Source organism: Pseudomonas sp. C2B4 (assembly GCF_013359695.1).
GTDB lineage: Bacteria > Pseudomonadota > Gammaproteobacteria > Pseudomonadales > Pseudomonadaceae > Aquipseudomonas.
The window spans coordinates 23,033-40,954 of record NZ_JABFMU010000055.1 but is presented as its reverse complement, the minus strand read 5'-3'; the positions used below and the strand labels follow the sequence as shown (position 1 = coordinate 40,954).

The following is a 17,922-nucleotide window of genomic DNA, read 5'->3' as shown; positions in this document are numbered from 1 at the left end:
GCTTCGCTGCACCTACATGCAGCGTGTTCGACTGCGTCGAACGGCGCTGCGCGCCAATCCCCGGATGAACGCCTCCGCTCAGCCTCCCGAAGGGGCGGGCAGATCAAAAGCAGCCGAGGCGAGCTGACACTCGACCTCACTGCTGTTCGCGTTCCCCTTGTGGGAGCGAGCCTGCTCGCGAAGGCGGTGGGTCATTCGGCGCAGATGTTGACTGGCATGGCCCCTTCGCGAGCAGGCTCGCTCCCACAGTTGATCTCGGTGTCTCAGAAAGGGATTGGTTGGCCGTTACACCGCCATCGCTGCGATGCGGCGACCCGACAAGCCAACTCCCACAGGGGCCGCTTTCGATTCCTCAAAAAAAAGCCCCGCATCAGCGGGGCTCAAAGGGGTGCAGCAGTCATGCTTTAGGGCGTTTGTCCACGACGTGGCAGGCCTTGCCCTCGGATCGCTTGATCGAGTGGAAAGGTTGCAGAACGATTCGCGTACTGATCCCGATGTAGGTCTTGATGTGCTTGCTCAGCTCGCCACAAACAGCCTTCTGCTGTTCGTCGGTCAGGTGTTGGTGCTCGGCCTTGAGCTCCACGTGCACATCGACGCTGTCCAGGTTGCCGTTGCGGTGCAGGTGGATCTCGTAGCACTCGGCAAGTTGTTTGATTTTCAGCACCTGCTCTTCGATCTGCGTCGGGAACACGTTGACGCCGCGGATGATCAGCATGTCGTCGCTGCGCCCGGTGATCTTGTCGATGCGGCGCATTGGCCGTGCGGTACCCGGCAGCAGACGCGTCAGATCGCGGGTGCGGTAACGGATCATCGGCAGGGCTTCTTTGCTCAGGGAGGTGAACACCAGTTCGCCCATCTGACCGTCCGGCAGCACTTCGCCGGTGATCGGGTCGATGATTTCCGGGTAGAAGTGGTCTTCCCAGATGGTCGGGCCGTCCTTGGTTTCGGCGCATTCCATGGCGACACCCGGGCCCATGATTTCCGACAGGCCGTAGATGTCCAGGGCGGTAATGCCCATGCGCGCTTCGATGGCGCTGCGCAGTTCGGCGGTCCACGGCTCGGCGCCGAAGATGCCCAGGCGCAGGGCCAGTTTGTGCGGGTCGATGCCCTGGCGCTCGATTTCATCGGCGATGTTGAGCATGTAGGACGGCGTGACCATGATGATGTCCGGCTGGAAATCCTTGATCAGTTGCACTTGTTTTTCGGTCTGGCCACCGGACATCGGGATCACGGTGCAACCCAGGCGCTCGGCGCCGTAGTGCGCGCCCAGGCCGCCGGTGAACAGGCCGTAGCCGTAGGAAATATGGACTTTGTCGCCACGACGGCCACCGGCTGCGCGAATCGAACGGGCCACGACGTTGGCCCAGGTGTCGATGTCGTTCTGGGTGTAGCCGACGACGGTCGGTTTGCCCGTCGTGCCGCTGGACGCGTGCAGGCGCACCACGTCGTGCATCGGTACGGCGAACATGCCGTAGGGGTAGTTGTCGCGCAGGTCGGACTTGGTGGTGAACGGGAATTTCGCCAGGTCGTCGAGGGACTTGATGTCGTCCGGGTGCACGCCCAGCGCATCGAAGCGCTGACGGTACAGCGGCACGTTCTGGTAAGCGTGTTTCAGGCTCCAGCGCAGGCGTTCCAGCTGATGCTGGCGCAGTTCGTCGACGCTGGCGGTTTCCAGCGGGTCCAGCACAGGATCGAGCACGGATTGGGAAATAGGCATGTTCATGGTTTCACTCGAATTGTTTTTGTGTTCCAGCCCTTTTGCACAAGGGCTTTGAGTGCATGACCCAAGGATACCTCTCGGCTCCTTGGGAATCGCGATTCTTTAGTGGGATAGACGCTCAATGATCAGCGCGATCCCCTGGCCAACACCGATGCACATGGTGCACAGAGCGTAGCGGCCTTGACGTTCTTCCAGCTCCTGCAGGGCGGTGGTCACCAGACGCGCGCCGCTCATGCCCAGCGGATGGCCCAGGGCGATGGCGCCGCCGTTGGGGTTGACCCGTGGATCGGTGTCGCTCAAGCCCAGTTCACGCAGCACCGCCAGGCCCTGGGCGGCGAAGGCTTCGTTGAGCTCGATGATGTCCATGTCCGCCAGGCTCAGGTTGGCCAGTTCCAGCACCTTGCGGGTCGCCGGTACCGGGCCGATGCCCATGATTCGTGGTTCAACGCCGGCGGTGGCCATCGCCACCACGCGGCCACGGGCAGTCAGGCCATGGCGCTTGGCGGCTTCGGGGCTGGCCAGCAGCAGGGCGCAGGCCCCGTCGTTGACGCCCGAGGCGTTGCCGGCGGTGATGCTGCCGCCTTCGCGGAACGGCGTGCCGAGTTTGGCCAGTTGCTCCAGGGTGGTGTCGCCGCGCGGGTGTTCATCCTGCTCGACAATTTTGGCCGGGCCTTTGCGCTGTGGGATTTCCACCGCGACGATTTCCTTGGCCAGGCGTCCGTTGGCCTGTGCGGCGGCAGCGCGTTGCTGGCTGCGCAGGGCGAAAGCGTCCTGATCGGCCCGGGAGATGTTGAACTGTTCGGCAACGTTTTCCGCGGTTTCCGGCATCGAATCAATGCCGAAGCCTTTTTTCATCAGCGGATTGACGAAGCGCCAGCCGATGGTGGTATCGAAGATTTCCGCCTGGCGGGAAAACGCCTGCTCGGCCTTGCCCATCACCATCGGTGCGCGGGACATCGATTCCACGCCGCCCACCAGCATCAGGCCGGCCTCGCCACTGCGGATCGCCCGTGCTGCGGTGCCCACTGCGTCCAGGCCCGAACCGCACAGGCGGTTGAGGGTGGTGCCCGGTACGCTGACTGGCAACCCGGCCAGCAAGGCCGACATGCGCGCGACGTTGCGGTTGTCTTCGCCGGCCTGGTTGGCGCAGCCGTAGATCACGTCGTCGACCTGGCTCCAGTCCACGTTCGGGTAGCGGCGCAGCAATTCGCGCAGCGGCACCGCGCCGAGGTCGTCGGCGCGCACGCTGCTCAGGACTCCGGCGTAGCGGCCGATGGGCGTGCGTACCGCGTCGATAATCAGGGCGTCATTCATTCGGGGTCTCCTGCGTCAGCACCGGGCCGCGCACTTTGTAGGATTTGCCGTGGAACAGGGCGATCAACTGGCCCTGCTGGTTTTCAATGCGTACGTCGTAGTTGCCGGTGCGGCCCGAGCGACTCTGCTCGATGCAATCGGCATTCAGCGTGTCGCCCAGGCGGGCCGGGGCGATGTAGTCGATGCTGCAGCCGATGGCCACGGTGGCTTCGTTGTAGCTGTTGCAGGCAAAGGCGAAGGCCGAGTCGGCGAGGGCGAACAGGTAGCCGCCGTGGCAGGTGCCGTGGCCCTGGACCATGTCGGCGCGCACGGTCATGCCCACGCGAGCGGTGCCGGGGCCGGCGGACAGCAGGCGCATGCCCATGGCCTGGCTGGCGTTGTCGCGCTGGAACAGCGACTGCGCACACTCGCTGGCCAAGGTCATGGCTTCATGGTTAGTCATGGAAGTTTCTCCCTTCGGCTACGCGGCGGCGCAGCAGCAGCGACGGCCGGTAGCGTTCTTCGCCGTACGCGGCTTGCAGGTTATCCAGCGTGGCGAGGATGTGCGGCAGGCCGACGGCATCGGCCCAGGCCAGCGGGCCCTGGGGATAGTTGACCCCGGCGCGCATGGCCAGATCGATGTCGGCAGCCGAAGCCACGCCTTGCAGCAGGGCATCGGCGGCTTCGTTGGCGAGCATGGCCACGGTGCGCAGTACGGCCAGGGCCGGACTGTCGCTGAGCAGGCTGACCTTGAGGCCGGCCTGTTGCAGCAGGGCGACACCCTGTTCGAGGGCCAGTGGATCGATGCCGGCCGCATGGCTGATGGCGATGCGTTTGGCATTGGCGTAATCGAAAGCCAGATCCAGCAGGATCAGGTTGCGCAGTCCGTCTTCCTTGGCGCGCTGACAGGCCATGCGCCCGTCGCTCAAGGCCAGCACCGCGTCACCGATCCGCATCAAGCCGCGGCCGTCGCGCTGGATGACGTTGACGCCTTGTTCGCGCAGGCGTGTCAGCAAGCCCTCGGCGATGCCCATGTCCCCTTCGGCGACACAGCTTTCCACGCTGGCGCTGCTGGTGATTTCGCTCGCTGGCGGACGTTCGGCACCCTGGGCGTAGGAATAGAAACCCTGACCGCTTTTGCGTCCGTAACGTCCGCCGTCCACCAGTTCTTTCTGGATCAGCGAAGGCTGGAAGCGGGTGTCCTGGTAGTAGGCGTCGAACACCGAGCAGGTCACTGCATAGTTGACGTCATGGCCGATCAGGTCGGTCAGCTCGAAGGCGCCCATGGCGAAACCGCCGGCCTCGCGCATCAGCGCGTCCAGGGTCGGGCAATCGGCGGCGCCTTCCTGCAACAGGCGCAGGCTTTCGGCGTAGAACGGTCGGGCCACGCGGTTGACGATGAAGCCGGGCGTGGAGCGGGTGTGCACCGGTTTCTTGCCCCAGGCCTTGGCGGTGTCGTACAGGCATTCGGCCAATGCCGGATCGCTGGCCAGGCCGGAGACGATTTCCACCAGCGCCATGACCGGCGCCGGGTTGAAGAAGTGCAGGCCGAGCAGGCGCTGCGGGCGTTTGAGCTGCGCGGCGATGCTGGTGATCGACAGCGACGAGGTATTGCTGGCGAGGATGCAGTGATCGCCGCAGATGTCTTCCAGCTGGCGGAACAGTGCGCGTTTGACCTCAAGGTTCTCGACGATCGCTTCGATGATCAAATCGCAATCGGTCAGGGCTTGGATGTCTTCCACCGCTTGCAGGCGCGCCACGGTAGCGCTGCGCGATTCGGCGGACAGCTTGCCGCTTTCGACGCGCTTGCCCAGTTGCCGGTCAATGCCTTCGATGGCCTGGGCGGCAGCGCCGGGACGATTGTCCAGCAGCAATACCGGATGGCCGGCCTGCGCCGCGACCTGGGCAATGCCGGCACCCATGGCGCCAGCGCCGATCACGGCGACGCGTTCAGTTTTATTCAATGCGGTCATGACTCAGCGTCCCTTGAAGCTTGGGGTGCGTTTTTCCATGAAGGCGCTGACGCCTTCGCGGTAATCCTCGCTGCGCCCGGCCAGGCGTTGCAGGTCACGCTCCAGTTCCAGCTGTTCGTCGAAGCTGTTGCTCATGCTTGCGTTGAGGCTGCGCTTGATCAGGGCCAGGCCATAGGTCGGCTGGGTGGCCAGGTGTTGCGCGAGCTTGAGCGCTTCGTCGCGCAGTTCGGCGTCGTCCACGCAACGGTAGATCAGGCCCCATTGTTCGGCCTGTTCGGCGGTCAGGCGATTGCCGAGCAGGGCCAGGGCCTTGGCGCGGGCCATGCCAACCAGGCGCGGCAGGGTCCAGGTACCACCGGAGTCGGGAATCAGGCCGATCTTGCAGAAGGCCTGGATGAAGCTGGCCGAACGGGCTGCCAGCACCAGGTCGCAGGCCAGCGGAATGTTCGCGCCAGCGCCGGCTGCTACACCGTTGACCGCGCAGATCACGGGCATTGGCAGGTCGCGCAATTGGCGGATCATCGGGTTGTAGAACTTCTCGATGGACTCGCCCAGGTCCGGCACGGCGGCGCCCGGCGCGACGTTGCGGTCACTGAGGTCTTGCCCGGCGCAGAAGCCACGGCCTTCACCGGTCAGCAGCAGTACGCGCACGTCCGGGTTCTGGCGCACCTGTTTCAGCGCTTCTTTGACTTCGCCATGCATCTGGGTGTTGAAGCTGTTGAGCTGGTCCGGACGATTGAGGCTCAGCAGGGCGACGCCAGCGTCGATGGAAAACAGGATGTGTTCGAAGTTCATGTTGTGGGCGCTCTCTGAGGTCGTGCGAATTCGTTGTTGATTACTGGGCTGTCTTACTGGCCAATGAAGGTCGGCGTGCGCTTTTCCTGGAACGCCGCGATGCCTTCATTACGGTCACGGGTGCCGGCCAGCACGGTGAAGGCGTGGCGCTCGAAGCGCAGGCCGCTGGCCAGGTCGGTGTCCATGGCCTTGAGCAGGGCTTCCTTGGCCAGGCGGACCGCCAGCGGTGCCTTGGCGGCGATCTGGCGGGCGACCTGCAGGGCGCGCTCGACGGTGAATTCCGGTTGCGTGACTTCGCTGACCAGACCGGCGCGCTGCGCCTGGCGGGCATCGATCGGCTCGCCGGTCAGCACCATCTGCATGGCCATGGATTTACCGACGGCGCGCAACAGGCGTTGGGTGCCACCGGCGCCGGGCATGATCCCGAGGTTGATCTCGGGCTGGCCGAAGCGGGCGTCTTCACCGGCGATGATGATGTCGGCGTGCATCGCCAGTTCGCAGCCACCGCCGAGGGCGAAGCCGTTGACGGCGGCGATCAGCGGTTTGTTGAAGCGGGTGATGGCCTGCCAGGACGCCTGGCGCGGGTCGTCGAGGATGCCGACCAGGTCGCGCTCGGCCATTTCCTTGATGTCGGCGCCGGCGGCAAAGGCCTTGCGGCTGCCGGTAATGACCACGGCGCGGGTGTCGGGATCGGCCTGGGCGGCGCTCAGCTCGTCCGCCAGTTCGCCCAGCAACTGGGTGTTCAGGGCATTCAGCGCTTGCGGGCGCTGCAGGGTGATCAGGCGCACGCCAGTCTCGATCGTTTCGACGGTCAGGGTTTGAGGCACGGCGGTTGCCCTCAGGGTGTACGCACGGCGGTGATGCCGGCTTGTTATTGGATCGGCCGCAGGGACCGGTTTTGCCGGAGTATACCTATAACGTGATACGTAAAATCAACATAAAAAACGATTTAATGTGTCCTATTGTCGGATTTCATATTTTTAGAGGTGAGCCGCATGGGGTGGCTGTTTACGCTGTTAGCATTGATTTTACTGGTGTTGATAAGGGTTTTAGTGCTCAAGATACCTCCCGCCGGAATGCACCTATCAAGTGATACGCTTTTTTATCTTTGTGCTGATAAAAGCGATGTGATACAAAATGAGTCCATATCGGCATCGCTTTGTGAAGGAACCTGCCAATGACCTGTTACAGCCTCAATGGCCTGACCCCGGTGGTCGACCCCAGTGCTTATGTGCACCCGTCAGCGGTATTGATCGGTGACGTGATCATCGGCCCGCATTGCTACGTGGGGCCGCTGGCGAGCCTGCGCGGTGACTTCGGACGGATCGTGCTGGAGGAGGGCGCCAACCTGCAGGACACCTGCGTGATGCACGGCTTCCCGGACAGCGACACCGTGGTCGAGCGCAACGGCCATATCGGCCATGGCGCGGTGCTGCACGGTTGCCGCATCGGCGCCGATGCGCTGGTGGGCATGAATGCCGTGGTGATGGACAACGCGCGCATCGGCCCGCGGTCCTTCGTGTCGGCGGCGGCGTTCGTCAAGGCCGGTTTCGAATGCCCCGAGCAGTCGCTGGTGATGGGCGCGCCGGCCAGTATCAAACGCACCCTCAGCGATCAGGAAGTGGCGTGGAAACAGGCGGGCACCCGTGAGTATCAGGAGCTGGCCAAGCGGTGCCTGGAACAGATGCAAGTGTGTGAACCGTTGACCGAGCCGGAGGTTGATCGGCCGCGGATCAGTGACAGTGCTTTGCGGCCAAAGGGCAGCACCCTGTGAACACTGATACCCCCTGTGGGAGCGAGCCTGCTCGCGAATTGGGTCTGACATTCAACATTAATGGTGACTGACACACCGCCTTCGCGAGCAGGCTCGCTCCCACAAGGGGACTGCGCTTAATCAGTTGGCTTTCGGTATATTCCTTTTCTTTTTTTAGCCCGGTACGCCCATGTCGTCCCTGACACCCCTGAACCATCTGATCACACGTTTCCAGGAGCAGACCCCGATCCGCGCCAGCTCCCTGATCATCACCTTGTACGGTGATGCCATCGAGCCCCATGGCGGGACGGTCTGGTTAGGCAGCCTGATTCAATTGCTCGAGCCGATCGGCATCAACGAACGGCTGATCCGCACCTCGATTTTTCGCCTGACCAAGGAAGGCTGGCTGACCGCTGAAAAGGTCGGTCGTCGCAGTTACTACAGCCTGACCGGCACCGGTCGCCGGCGTTTCGACAAGGCGTTCAAGCGGGTCTACAGCACCAGCATGCCGGCCTGGGATGGTTCCTGGTGCCTGGTGATGCTCTCGCAACTGGCTCAGGACAAGCGCAAACAAGTGCGCGAAGAACTGGAATGGCAAGGTTTTGGTGCGATTTCGCCGATGGTGCTGGCCTGCCCGCGCAGCGACCGCACCGATGTCAACGCGACCCTGATCGACCTTGGCGCCCAGGAAGACACCATCGTCTTCGAAACCACCGCCCAGGACGTGCTGGCCTCCAAGGCCCTGCGCCTGCAGGTGCGCGAGAGCTGGAACATCGAGGAACTGGCGGCCCATTACAGCGAATTCATCCAACTGTTCCGACCGCTCTGGCAAGCGCTTCGCGAGCAGGAAAACCTGCAGCCGGCCGATTGCTTCCTGGCACGGATTCTGCTGATTCACGAGTACCGCAAACTGCTGTTGCGCGACCCGCAACTGCCGGACGAGTTGTTGCCCGGCGATTGGGAGGGGCGTGCGGCCCGACAGTTGTGCCGCAATATTTACCGCTTGATTTACGCCAAGGCCGAGGAATGGCTGAACAGTGCACTGGAAACCGCCGACGGACCGTTGCCGGACGTGGGCGAGAGTTTTTATCGACGCTTTGGCGGGTTGAAATAACCCGTCGTCGTTAATGGAGTGTCACCGTTCAGGAGAACCTTTGGATTTGACGTAGACAATAAAAATAAGCCTGCGTGAGGCCTGCCATGATTTCTATAAACGCACAGCGCCAGGATGGGTTCGATCAGTGGATCCATCAGATCAACCAGATCTGTGGCGCCTTCAACGCACAACCCCTGGGTGCCGGATTTGCCGGAAAGATCCGGGAATACCGCAGCGAAGCCCTCAAGCTCAGCTTCGTCGATGCTTGCCAGGCGCGGTTGTACCGCACGCCGCAGCAAGTCGCGGCGAACGAGGGCGGCAAATACTTCGCGGTGTTCCAGCTCGATGGTACGGCAGGCATGGCCCAGGGCGACGACAAGATATTGCTGTCGGCCGGTGATATCACGTTGATCGATGCCTCGCGGCCCAGCGACTTCACCTACAGCGAAAACTCCCGGCAGTTGTCGCTGATCCTGCCGTCTCAATTGGTGGAGCAGACCCTGCGCTTCAACCAGGTGAAGTGCGGCCATCGCATCGCCGCGACATCGCCCATCGCCATGCTCTCGCACCGCTTGATCCTCGACGCCACGCGCCAGACCGACCTGAGTCGCCAGGAAAGCGAAGCCACGTTGGAGGCGATTGTCAGCCTGTTGCGCCCGGCGATCAGCCAGACCGACGATTGCACCGATTCGCACGAGCGCACCTTCCGCAAGACCCTGAGTTTCATCGACCAGCACATCCGCTCCGAAGAGCTGTGCCCGGAATGGCTGGCGCGGGAAGTCGGCATGTCGACCCGTGGCCTGTACCGGATGTTTGCCAAGAAAGGCCTGGTGGTGGCGCGCTACATCAAGAACCGCCGCCTGGACCTGTGCGCCGAATCCCTGCGCCAGTCGGGCAAGGAGCAGAAGTTGTCGGTGCTGGGCTATTCGTGGGGGTTTTCCGATTCGAGCTACTTCTCGACGGCGTTCAAGTCGCGCTTCGGCATTGCGCCGGGGGAGTACCGCAAGCAGCATGCTTGAGATCTTCTGAAGACTCAATAACCCTGTGGGAGCGAGCCTGCTCGCGAAGGCGGTGTATCAGATGACAATGATGTCGACTGACACTCCGCATTCGCGAGCAGGCTCGCTCCCACAGTTTTTTTGTGTGCAGCTTCATTACTTCGGTAACCAACTCTGTAGGAGCGAGCTTGCTCGCGATGGACGTCAACGATGGCGCGGACTGTCTGAATGCCCGCGTTGTCCTGACGTTTTTCGCGAGCAAGCTCGCTCCTACAAGTCTTTGTGTGCGCCTTACTTCGGTGAATTGAGGTTCAACGTCGGCGTTTCATCGAAGAAGTTCCACGGCTTCAACAGCACATGCACCCACTCGGTCGGCATGATCGGCCACTCTTCGGCCCGGGCGATGTGGGTGGTGCCGGTGGTGAGCCAGACCACATCGTCGGTGTTTTCGATGGAGTGGTTATCCTGGGTGAACTGCCCCAGGCCCGAGTCCTTGTCCGAGCGGTTCGGGTACTTGCCTTCCGGGTACTTCTCTTCCGGGTTGTATTGCGTCACCCACAGCTGCTTGTCCATGAAGCTCAGGCGGTGGTAGAGCCATTCGTCTTTGCCGAAGTTGGCGCCCTTGGCCACCGGGTGCGTGCCGCCGGCATACGGAATCAACTGATAGGAAACCGGGTTGCCTACCTTGTTTTCCTTGCTGAAGTTGGTCAGCAGGCGCACGGTCGACGGGTCGAATTTCTGCGCGGCCTGTTGCTCGGTGCCGACCACCTTGGTTTCGGTCTGCATGGTGCTGGTACGCGGGCCGCCACGGTCGTTGGGCAGCACCACCGGGTTCACTTCCACCAGCGAATTGCTTTCACCGTCCACGTCCATGTCCAGACGGAAGTTATAGATGTGCTGGTGCGTGGTGCCGACGATATTGTGGTCGAGCAGGGTGCCGTAGCGCGTGTCTTCCTTGGCAGTGTCTTCGTGCATGGTTTTCGATTTCACGCCCTTGACCGCTTCAATCCCGGTAGCGCCGGCGTCTATGCCGATGGTGCCGTTCTGCTGGAAGACCCAATCGAAGATGTAGTCGTAGTTGCCGACGGTGCTGATCCAGCGCACCACCAGTTCACGCCGCTCGGTGCTGAGGTTGGGCTGGCCCATTTCCTGATGCTTGTATTCCGGGCCGGCATAGCGTTCGAACACCGCCATGGCGCGGGGAATGGCGGTCGGCGCGCCGGTGTAGTCGGCGATGGTCGCGTCCAGCAGCACGGCGTTTTCCGGGGCATCTTTGCCGCGGGCAATCGGTGAGGTCAGGGTGCCCATGCCGTAATCGCCGGAATCCAGGTAAGCCTTGAAATACCAGCCGACATCCGGGTCACCGTAAGGCACGATCATGCCGCCCAGCGAGCCTTCGTACATGATTTTGCGTTTCTTGCCCTTGTCGTCGTAGGTGACGGTGGACAGGATCGGACCGACCCGCGAATCGAGGCGAACGTGGAAATCCCAGTTCTGCCAGTGAATGCTGTTGCCGGTAATGGTGTAGTTCTTGCCCTCGGGCTCGGTGATTTCCAGCGGCTTGACCGACACGCCCTTGCGGCCGCGACCGTCATAAGGCGTCGGCTTCATCGGCACCGGAACCAGCGCTTCGTCTTCGATCTTGATCAGCTTCTTCTGCTCCAGATCGACAATCGCCACCAGGCCCTCGATCGGGTGCGCCCAATAGTTGCCGTCATCGACATTGAGGTAGCTGACGATCTTCAACAGGCGTTTGTCCTGCGCCAAACCATCCTTGCCGTCGAAATAACCGACGGTCAACGGCGTGGCCACCACCTTCTTCACATCGTTGATGCCGCGCTTGGCCAGGGCTTGTGCGTATTCCGGGCTGGTCTCGACGGCGGTCTGCACAGTGGCGAAGTCGTCCAGCAGGACCATGCCGTGGGCACCTTCAATCGGTTTCCAGGACTTGAGTTCCTTGCTGTCCAGATCCACCAGGGCTTCGATCACGTGCTTGCCGTCGAGCACCACGATTGAGGCCTGGCGCGGTTGGGCGACGTTTTGCCCGGTGTAGACGAAATTCCACACCTGATCCTTCGGCGGCGCCTTGACCGTGACTTCGGTGAAGCGGAAATCGGGTTTGTAGTGCTCGGACTTCTTGACGATGCCCACCGCCGTGTTGATTTCGGCCGCGCTCAACGGGTTGAGCGGGTTAGGGCGGGTTTCCACGACAAAGGTCGTGTCCAGGCCGGACTGGAACACCTGGTTGATGAAGTCCTTGGACATGAACGCGGTCTTGTCCTTGAACACCACCGGCACCGTCAACTCGATGCGCTTGCCGTTGAGCATGGCCACTTTGCTGTTGGGCTTGACCTTCAGGTACACCCCGTCCTTGGCGATGGTGAACAGGTCGGCGTAGTCGTCCCATTTGACCGTGGCGCCAAACTCCTCGAGGCCCGCTTGCAGCGGCACCATCTCGGCGTGACCGCCATGGGCCTGGGCATCGCCCGCCCAGTAAGGCAGGCCGAGGGTGCCCAGGGTGATGGCGAGCGCGAGCCGGGCCAGCGGTTTTCTGTTTCGCAATGCAAGGGAGGTGAACATATCTGGTTTCCTTCGGAAAAATCCGCTGTCAGGCATGCCAGCACTTTGCTACAGACGGTGAATGGCTGCATTGGAATTGCTGCCAGAATCCTTTGGATCCGTGCCGCTCTCAGCTTTCCCGACTGGCGGAGGGTTGGCAAGCGGACAAAGCGCCTTGCGGTCCGGGCCGACCGCTGGCGTCGCAAGTCATTGCTTCCGGTTAATAGGAAGCATTACTATTCACGCCCCGTTTACACAGCATGCCGCAATGACCCCCAAGCTGCCCCGCAGACACGGCTTTTTCGAGCACTACGAAGAGTTGGTTGGCACCTGGACCCGTCGCCTGAGAAATCGTCAGCAGGCCGAGGATCTGGCCCACGATACCTTTGTGCGCGTGCTTGAGTCCGATTCGGCGGCGGTGCAGCAACCCAGGGCGTATCTGCATCAGACCGCGCGCAATATCGCGGTGGATGGTTATCGGCGTGAGGATCGGCGGGGCGCCATGGAGTCCGAGGCGATCGATGAAAGTGTGTCGTCATCCGGCGACCCGGAGCATTACATGCACGCGATCCAATTGGCCGATTCCATCGAACGGGCGCTCACCGAGTTGCCGCTCAACTGCCGCAAGGTGTTTGTCTGGCAGAAAATCGAAGGTCTGACCCAGGCCGAAATCGCCGAACGCCTTGGCCTGTCCAAGAACATGGTGGAAAAGTATATGATCCGCACGCTGCGGCATCTGCGCGACCGCCTTGAAGGACTGTACCCATGACCGGCCGCGCTTTCCCATCCCCAGCCAAACAGGAACTTCCATGATGGATACTCGTGATTGTGCGTGCGGGCAAACAACGGTTCGCGATGAAGCGGCGCGGTGGTTTGTGCGTTTTCAGGAACCTGCCGTCGATGTCGAGGCGTATCGCCAGTTCGACACCTGGCTGAACGAACACCCCCAACACCGAAACGAATTCGAATCGCTCCAGGGCCTGTGGAAAGCGGCTGACCTGGTGCCGGCGGCGCGTCTGCGGGCGCTGTGCGAAGAAGCGCCGGCCCGCAGCAAGCGTCGCCCGATCATGAGGTACGCAGTGGCCGCCAGTGTGCTGGCGGTGGCGCTCGGGTTGGGCTTATTCAGCGGTTTGAATCGACCGTCGCCTTATACGGCAGAGTTTTCCACAGGCCTGGGCGAACGCCGCCAGGTGGCGTTGCCGGATGGCTCGGTGGTCGACCTGGACAGCCGCAGCCGGCTTCAGGTGCGCTTTGAAAAGAATCGGCGCGGCATCGAGCTGATCGAGGGCGAGGCGATGTTCAGCGTCCAGCATGACACCAGCCGGCCGTTTATCGTTGAAACCGGCAGTGGCAAGGTCACCGTGACCGGCACCCGGTTCGATGTGCGGCGCGGCAGCGCCGACACCCGGGTCGTGGTGGAGCAGGGCACGGTCAAGGTCCAGGGCCGCTCGGCGGCCGATGACGACTTCGTCAGCCTCACGGCGGGCCTGGGCACCCATGTCGATGCCCATGGCAAGGTGGCAGCCGCCTACACGGTCAACCCGGCCGAAATGACGGCCTGGCGCAACGGCAAACTGGTGTTCAACAACGCCAGCCTCGCCGATGTCGCCGAGCAGGTCTCGCGTTATCGGGAGAAGCCGCTCAAGGTCGGCAACGCGGCGGTGGGCAATCTGCGCCTGACCAGCGTGTTCAAATCCGACAACACCGAAGCGCTGCTCAAGGCCTTGCCGAACATCCTTCCGGTGGCCGTGCGCACCCTCGATGACGGCAGTCAGGAAATAATTTCAAAATAAAATTCAGGTTTTTTTCGAGTTCATCGTCTTCCTGTTCAACTGCAACTGGTTTGCATTAACAAGCGCACACTCTTGCGATCCACAGGAATACGTTCGACGTGAAGAAATCCACCGCTAACAACAAAACCTTCCCTTGGTTGCCGCTGGCGCTCGCGCTGGCGGTCAACGTTGCTGTGCCTGCGGCATTCGCCGCCGACGCCATCCATATCCAGGCGCAACCCTTGGGTCAGGCCTTGACTCAGCTGGGCCAGCAAACCTCGCTGCAGGTTTTTTTCAGCCCTGACCTGGTGGCCGGCAAGCAAGCTCCAGCGGTGGACGGCAACCTTTCGCCGGAAGAGGCATTGCGTCAGTTGCTGCAAGGCAGCGGCCTGCAATATTCAATCGATGAAGGTTCGGTGACCCTGATGCCGGTGCCGAGCCAGGCCTCCAACGGTCCTCTGGAACTGGGCGCGACCGACATCAAGGTGGTCGGCGACTGGCTCGACGATGCCGATGCCGCGCTGGTACAGAACCATCCCGGCGCGCGTACCGTGATCCGCCGCGAAGCCATGGTCGAGCAGGGCGCGATGAACGTCGGTGACGTGTTGAAGCGCGTACCCGGTGTGCAGGTGCAGGACGCCAACGGCACCGGCGGCAGCGATATTTCCCTCAACGTCGGCGTGCGCGGCCTGACCTCGCGCCTGTCGCCACGCTCCACCGTGCTGATTGATGGCGTGCCGGCGGCGTTCGCGCCTTACGGCCAGCCTCAGTTGTCCATGGCGCCGATCTCTTCCGGCAACCTCGACAGCATCGACGTGGTGCGCGGCGCCGGCTCCGTGCGTTACGGGCCACAGAACGTGGGCGGCGTGATCAACTTCGTGACCCGTGCGATCCCGGAAAAAGCCTCCGCTGAAATCGGCACCACCCTGGAGACCTCCCAGCACGGTGGCTGGAAACACATCGACACCGCCTTCATGGGCGGCACCGCCGACAACGGCATGGGCGTGGCGCTGCTGTACTCGGGCGTGAACGGCGATGGTTACCGTGAGCGCAATAACGGCAACGACATCGACGACGTGATCCTCAAGACCCACTGGGCACCCACCGACGTCGACGATTTCAGCCTCAATTTTCACTACTACGACGCCAGCGCCGACATGCCCGGCGGCCTGACCCAGGCCCAGTACGACGCCGACCCGTTCCAGTCCGACCGCAACAACGACAACTTCAGCGGCCGCCGCAAGGACGTGTCGTTCAAGTGGATCCGCCAGCTCGACGACCGTACCCAGGCCGAAGTGCTGACTTATTACTCCGACAGCTTCCGTGGCAGCAACATCGCCGCTCGCGACCAAAAGACCCTCGGCTCGTTCCCGCGCACCTACTACACCTACGGTATCGAACCGCGGGTGTCCCATGTGTTCGACGTCGGCCCGACCACCCAGGAAGTCAGCGTCGGTTACCGCTACCTGAAAGAAGGCATGCACGAGGAAGCCAGCCGTCTGGCGCTGAACAGCGCCAACGAACCTGTGGTACGTCCGGGTTCCGATGGGCACGTCTATCAGGACCGTACCGGTGGCACTGAAGCCCACGCGGCCTATATCGACAACAAAATCGATGTCGGCAACTGGACCATCACCCCGGGTGTGCGTTTCGAACATATCCAGACCGAATGGCACGACCGCCCGGTGCTCGACACCGCCGGCAAGCCGGTGCAGGAAAAACGCCGCAGCATCGAGAGCAACGAGCCGCTGCCGGCGCTGAGCGTCATGTATCACATGTCCGAAGCGTGGAAGCTGTTCGCCAACTACGAAACCTCGTTCGGCTCCCTGCAATATTTCCAGCTCGGTCAGGGTGGCTCGGGTAACGAAACGGCCAACGGCCTTGAGCCAGAGAAGGCCAAGACCTACGAGATCGGCACGCGCTACAACGATGGTGTGTGGGGCGGTGAAGTGACGCTGTTCTATATCGACTTCGACAAAGAGCTGCAGTACATCAGCAACGACGCGGGCTGGACCAACCTCGGCGCGACCACCCACCGCGGTATCGAGACGTCGGTTCACTATGACATGGCAGCACTGGACCCACGCCTCGAAGGCCTGACCGCCAACGCCGGGTTCACCTACACCCGTGCCGTGTACGAAGGCGAGATCCCGGGCTTCAAGGGCCGCGACCTGCCGTTCTACTCGCGTCAGGTGGCCACCGCCGGCCTGCGTTACGACATCGATCGCTGGACTTACAACGTCGATGCCTTTGCCCAGTCCAAGCAGCGATCGCCGGGTGTCGCCGTGAACGCCGATGGCAGCTTCACCAACAACTACATCACCGAAGGCACCGCCGACGGCCAGTACGGCGACATTCCGGGTTATGTCACCTGGAACGTGCGGGGGGGTTATGACTTCGGTCCACAGGTGTCGAACCTGAAAGTCGGCGCCGGGGTGAAAAACATCTTCGACAAGCAGTACTTCACCCGCTCCAGCGACAACAACTCGGGCATGTACGTCGGCGCGCCGCGTACGTTCTTCGTGCAGGCCAGTGTCGGGTTCTGATAGACCGGGGTGACTTCATTCGCGAGCAGGCTCGCTCCCACATGTGGTCCTCGTTGAACACGATATTTGTGTCCACTGGAGATCAACTGTGGGAGCGAGCCTGCTCGCGAAGCTTTTAGACTTTCAATACTTTCCCCCCGATAGCCACCGCCACCAGCAACACCGCCATCAACCCGAAGGCAAAACTCAGACTGCTGCCATGGGCGATGAACCCGATCACCGCAGGCCCCGCGAGGATCCCCGCATAACCGAGGGTGGTAATGGCCGGTACGGCGATGCTTTCCGGCATCACTGTCTGCTTGCCCACCGCGGTGTACAGCACCGGCACAATGTTCGAGCAGCCAGCGCCCAGCAGGGCATAGCCCACCAGTGCCGCTTCCCAGCTCGGGGCAAAGGTCGCCAGAAACAGTCCGAGCGCTGCCGTGGCCCCTCCGAAGACAATCACCCGCGTCGCACCCAGACGACGCACGATCGAATCCCCCGTCAAGCGACCCACCGTCATGGTCAGGGCAAATGCCGCGTAACCCAACCCGGCATAGGCCGTATCGATCCCGCGCTCCTGCGCCAGGAACACCGCGCTCCAATCGAGTGCCGCACCTTCGGCGAGGAACACGATGAAGCACATCCCGCCGATAAACAGCACGATGCCATGGGGAACGGCGAACGCCGGCCCCGAACTTTCGCTCCCAAAAGGCAACAAGTGCGGAACCGCCTTCGCCAGGGCGACCAGCAGCAGGACGACCACCACCGCCGTCGCACCCAGCGGCGAAAGCCCAAGGCCGAGCAGCCCACTGACACCCGCCGCGCCAACAATCCCGCCCAGGCTGAACATGCCGTGGAAACCGGACATCATGGTTTTGCCGCTGGCCCGCTCGACGATCACCGCTTGCAGATTCACCGTCGAATCCACCGTGCCCAGGCCCGCGCCAAACAGAAACAACGCCGCGATCAGTGCCGGGATCGAAGACACTGTCGCCAGCAATGGCAGCGCGATACAGATCAACAACGTGCCCCCGGTCGCCACCTTGCGGCAACCAAAACGCGTGGCCAGAATCCCGGCCAAGGGCATCGCCAGAATCGAACCCACCCCCAGGCACAGCAGCAACAAACCCAACGTACCTTCGTCGAGCCCGGCCCGGGCCTTGGCATACGGCACCAGCGGCGCCCACGCGGCAATGCCGAACCCGGCGATAAAAAAGGCGATGCGCGTGGACATCTGCTCCAGGCGCCCCGGAACGAACGAGGTCTGGGTGTTGAGGTTGGTCATATCAATCCTTGGCAAAAAACGTCGCGTCCCTAGGGGACAGTGATCGACTGGCATGGGTTCGATCAGCGTCCGCAGGGTTTTGCGATCCGGCAGGTTGACATCCTTGCACAGCCAGACCGTGTTTCGCGATATGTTGAGCCCGACCGATCA

Annotated in this window: 14 protein-coding genes; 6 read left to right on the top strand and 8 right to left on the bottom strand. The window is 62.2% G+C overall.

The window, feature by feature from the left end; translation table 11 throughout:
* Positions 1-397: 397 nt before the first annotated feature.
* The 6 genes from paaK to paaF form a co-directional block, all read right to left on the bottom strand.
* Positions 398-1,723, bottom strand: a complete 1,326-nt coding sequence (paaK, locus tag HNQ83_RS25415) for a phenylacetate--CoA ligase PaaK (RefSeq protein WP_175391503.1) — start codon at positions 1,721-1,723, stop codon at positions 398-400.
* A 99-nt stretch (positions 1,724-1,822) separates the two neighbouring features.
* Positions 1,823-3,034, bottom strand: coding sequence for a 3-oxoadipyl-CoA thiolase (gene pcaF / locus HNQ83_RS25410; RefSeq protein ID WP_175391502.1), 1,212 nt, complete (start codon positions 3,032-3,034; stop codon positions 1,823-1,825).
* Positions 3,027-3,476 carry a hydroxyphenylacetyl-CoA thioesterase PaaI gene (paaI, locus tag HNQ83_RS25405; RefSeq protein ID WP_137808251.1) on the bottom strand — a complete coding sequence of 150 codons (450 nt, stop codon included), beginning with the start codon at positions 3,474-3,476 and terminating at the stop codon, positions 3,027-3,029. The genes pcaF and paaI overlap by 8 nt, the downstream gene beginning before the upstream one ends.
* Positions 3,469-4,986: a 3-hydroxyacyl-CoA dehydrogenase PaaH gene (gene paaH / locus HNQ83_RS25400; RefSeq protein WP_175391501.1), complete on the bottom strand. Its 1,518-nt coding sequence runs from the start codon at positions 4,984-4,986 to the stop codon at positions 3,469-3,471. The genes paaI and paaH overlap by 8 nt, the downstream gene beginning before the upstream one ends.
* Positions 4,987-4,989: 3 nt before the next feature.
* The gene (paaG, locus tag HNQ83_RS25395; RefSeq protein WP_175391500.1) at positions 4,990-5,781 is read right to left on the bottom strand and encodes a 2-(1,2-epoxy-1,2-dihydrophenyl)acetyl-CoA isomerase PaaG; all 792 of its coding nucleotides are present in this window, start codon (positions 5,779-5,781) and stop codon (positions 4,990-4,992) included.
* 53 nt (positions 5,782-5,834) lie between these two features.
* Complete coding sequence (gene paaF, locus HNQ83_RS25390) at positions 5,835-6,608, bottom strand: 2,3-dehydroadipyl-CoA hydratase PaaF (RefSeq protein WP_175391499.1); 774 nt, start codon at positions 6,606-6,608, stop codon at positions 5,835-5,837.
* A gap of 350 nt (positions 6,609-6,958) precedes the next feature.
* Between paaF and paaY the strand changes: the two genes are divergently transcribed.
* The 3 genes from paaY to feaR all read left to right on the top strand — a co-directional run bounded on the left by paaY (position 6,959) and on the right by feaR (position 9,649).
* Positions 6,959-7,555 (top strand): phenylacetic acid degradation protein PaaY, encoded by a 597-nt coding sequence (gene paaY / locus HNQ83_RS25385; RefSeq protein WP_175391498.1) that lies wholly within the window; start codon positions 6,959-6,961, stop codon positions 7,553-7,555.
* A 169-nt stretch (positions 7,556-7,724) separates the two neighbouring features.
* A complete protein-coding gene (gene paaX, locus HNQ83_RS25380; RefSeq protein ID WP_175391497.1) occupies positions 7,725-8,648 on the top strand; it encodes a phenylacetic acid degradation operon negative regulatory protein PaaX in 924 nt (307 codons plus the stop codon).
* A gap of 86 nt (positions 8,649-8,734) precedes the next feature.
* Positions 8,735-9,649 (top strand): transcriptional regulator FeaR, encoded by a 915-nt coding sequence (feaR, locus tag HNQ83_RS25375; protein WP_175391496.1) that lies wholly within the window; start codon positions 8,735-8,737, stop codon positions 9,647-9,649.
* Between the two features lie 270 nt (positions 9,650-9,919).
* Here the strand turns inward: feaR and tynA are convergent, their stop codons facing one another.
* Positions 9,920-12,208: a primary-amine oxidase gene (gene tynA, locus HNQ83_RS25370; protein WP_175391495.1), complete on the bottom strand. Its 2,289-nt coding sequence runs from the start codon at positions 12,206-12,208 to the stop codon at positions 9,920-9,922.
* Between the two features lie 247 nt (positions 12,209-12,455).
* On the opposite strand from tynA, the gene HNQ83_RS25365 reads away from it, so the two are divergent.
* The 3 genes from HNQ83_RS25365 to HNQ83_RS25355 all read left to right on the top strand — a co-directional run bounded on the left by HNQ83_RS25365 (position 12,456) and on the right by HNQ83_RS25355 (position 16,505).
* A complete protein-coding gene (locus tag HNQ83_RS25365) occupies positions 12,456-12,956 on the top strand; it encodes a sigma-70 family RNA polymerase sigma factor (RefSeq protein WP_175391494.1) in 501 nt (166 codons plus the stop codon).
* Between the two features lie 40 nt (positions 12,957-12,996).
* The gene (locus HNQ83_RS25360) at positions 12,997-13,980 is read left to right on the top strand and encodes a FecR family protein (RefSeq protein ID WP_175391493.1); all 984 of its coding nucleotides are present in this window, start codon (positions 12,997-12,999) and stop codon (positions 13,978-13,980) included.
* Positions 13,981-14,078: 98 nt separating this feature from the next.
* A complete protein-coding gene (locus HNQ83_RS25355; RefSeq protein ID WP_175391492.1) occupies positions 14,079-16,505 on the top strand; it encodes a TonB-dependent siderophore receptor in 2,427 nt (808 codons plus the stop codon).
* Positions 16,506-16,620: 115 nt separating this feature from the next.
* Here HNQ83_RS25355 and HNQ83_RS25350 read toward each other — a convergent pair whose 3' ends face one another.
* Positions 16,621-17,772, bottom strand: a complete 1,152-nt coding sequence (locus tag HNQ83_RS25350) for an MFS transporter (RefSeq protein WP_175391491.1) — start codon at positions 17,770-17,772, stop codon at positions 16,621-16,623.
* Between the last annotated feature and the right edge of the window lie 150 nt (positions 17,773-17,922).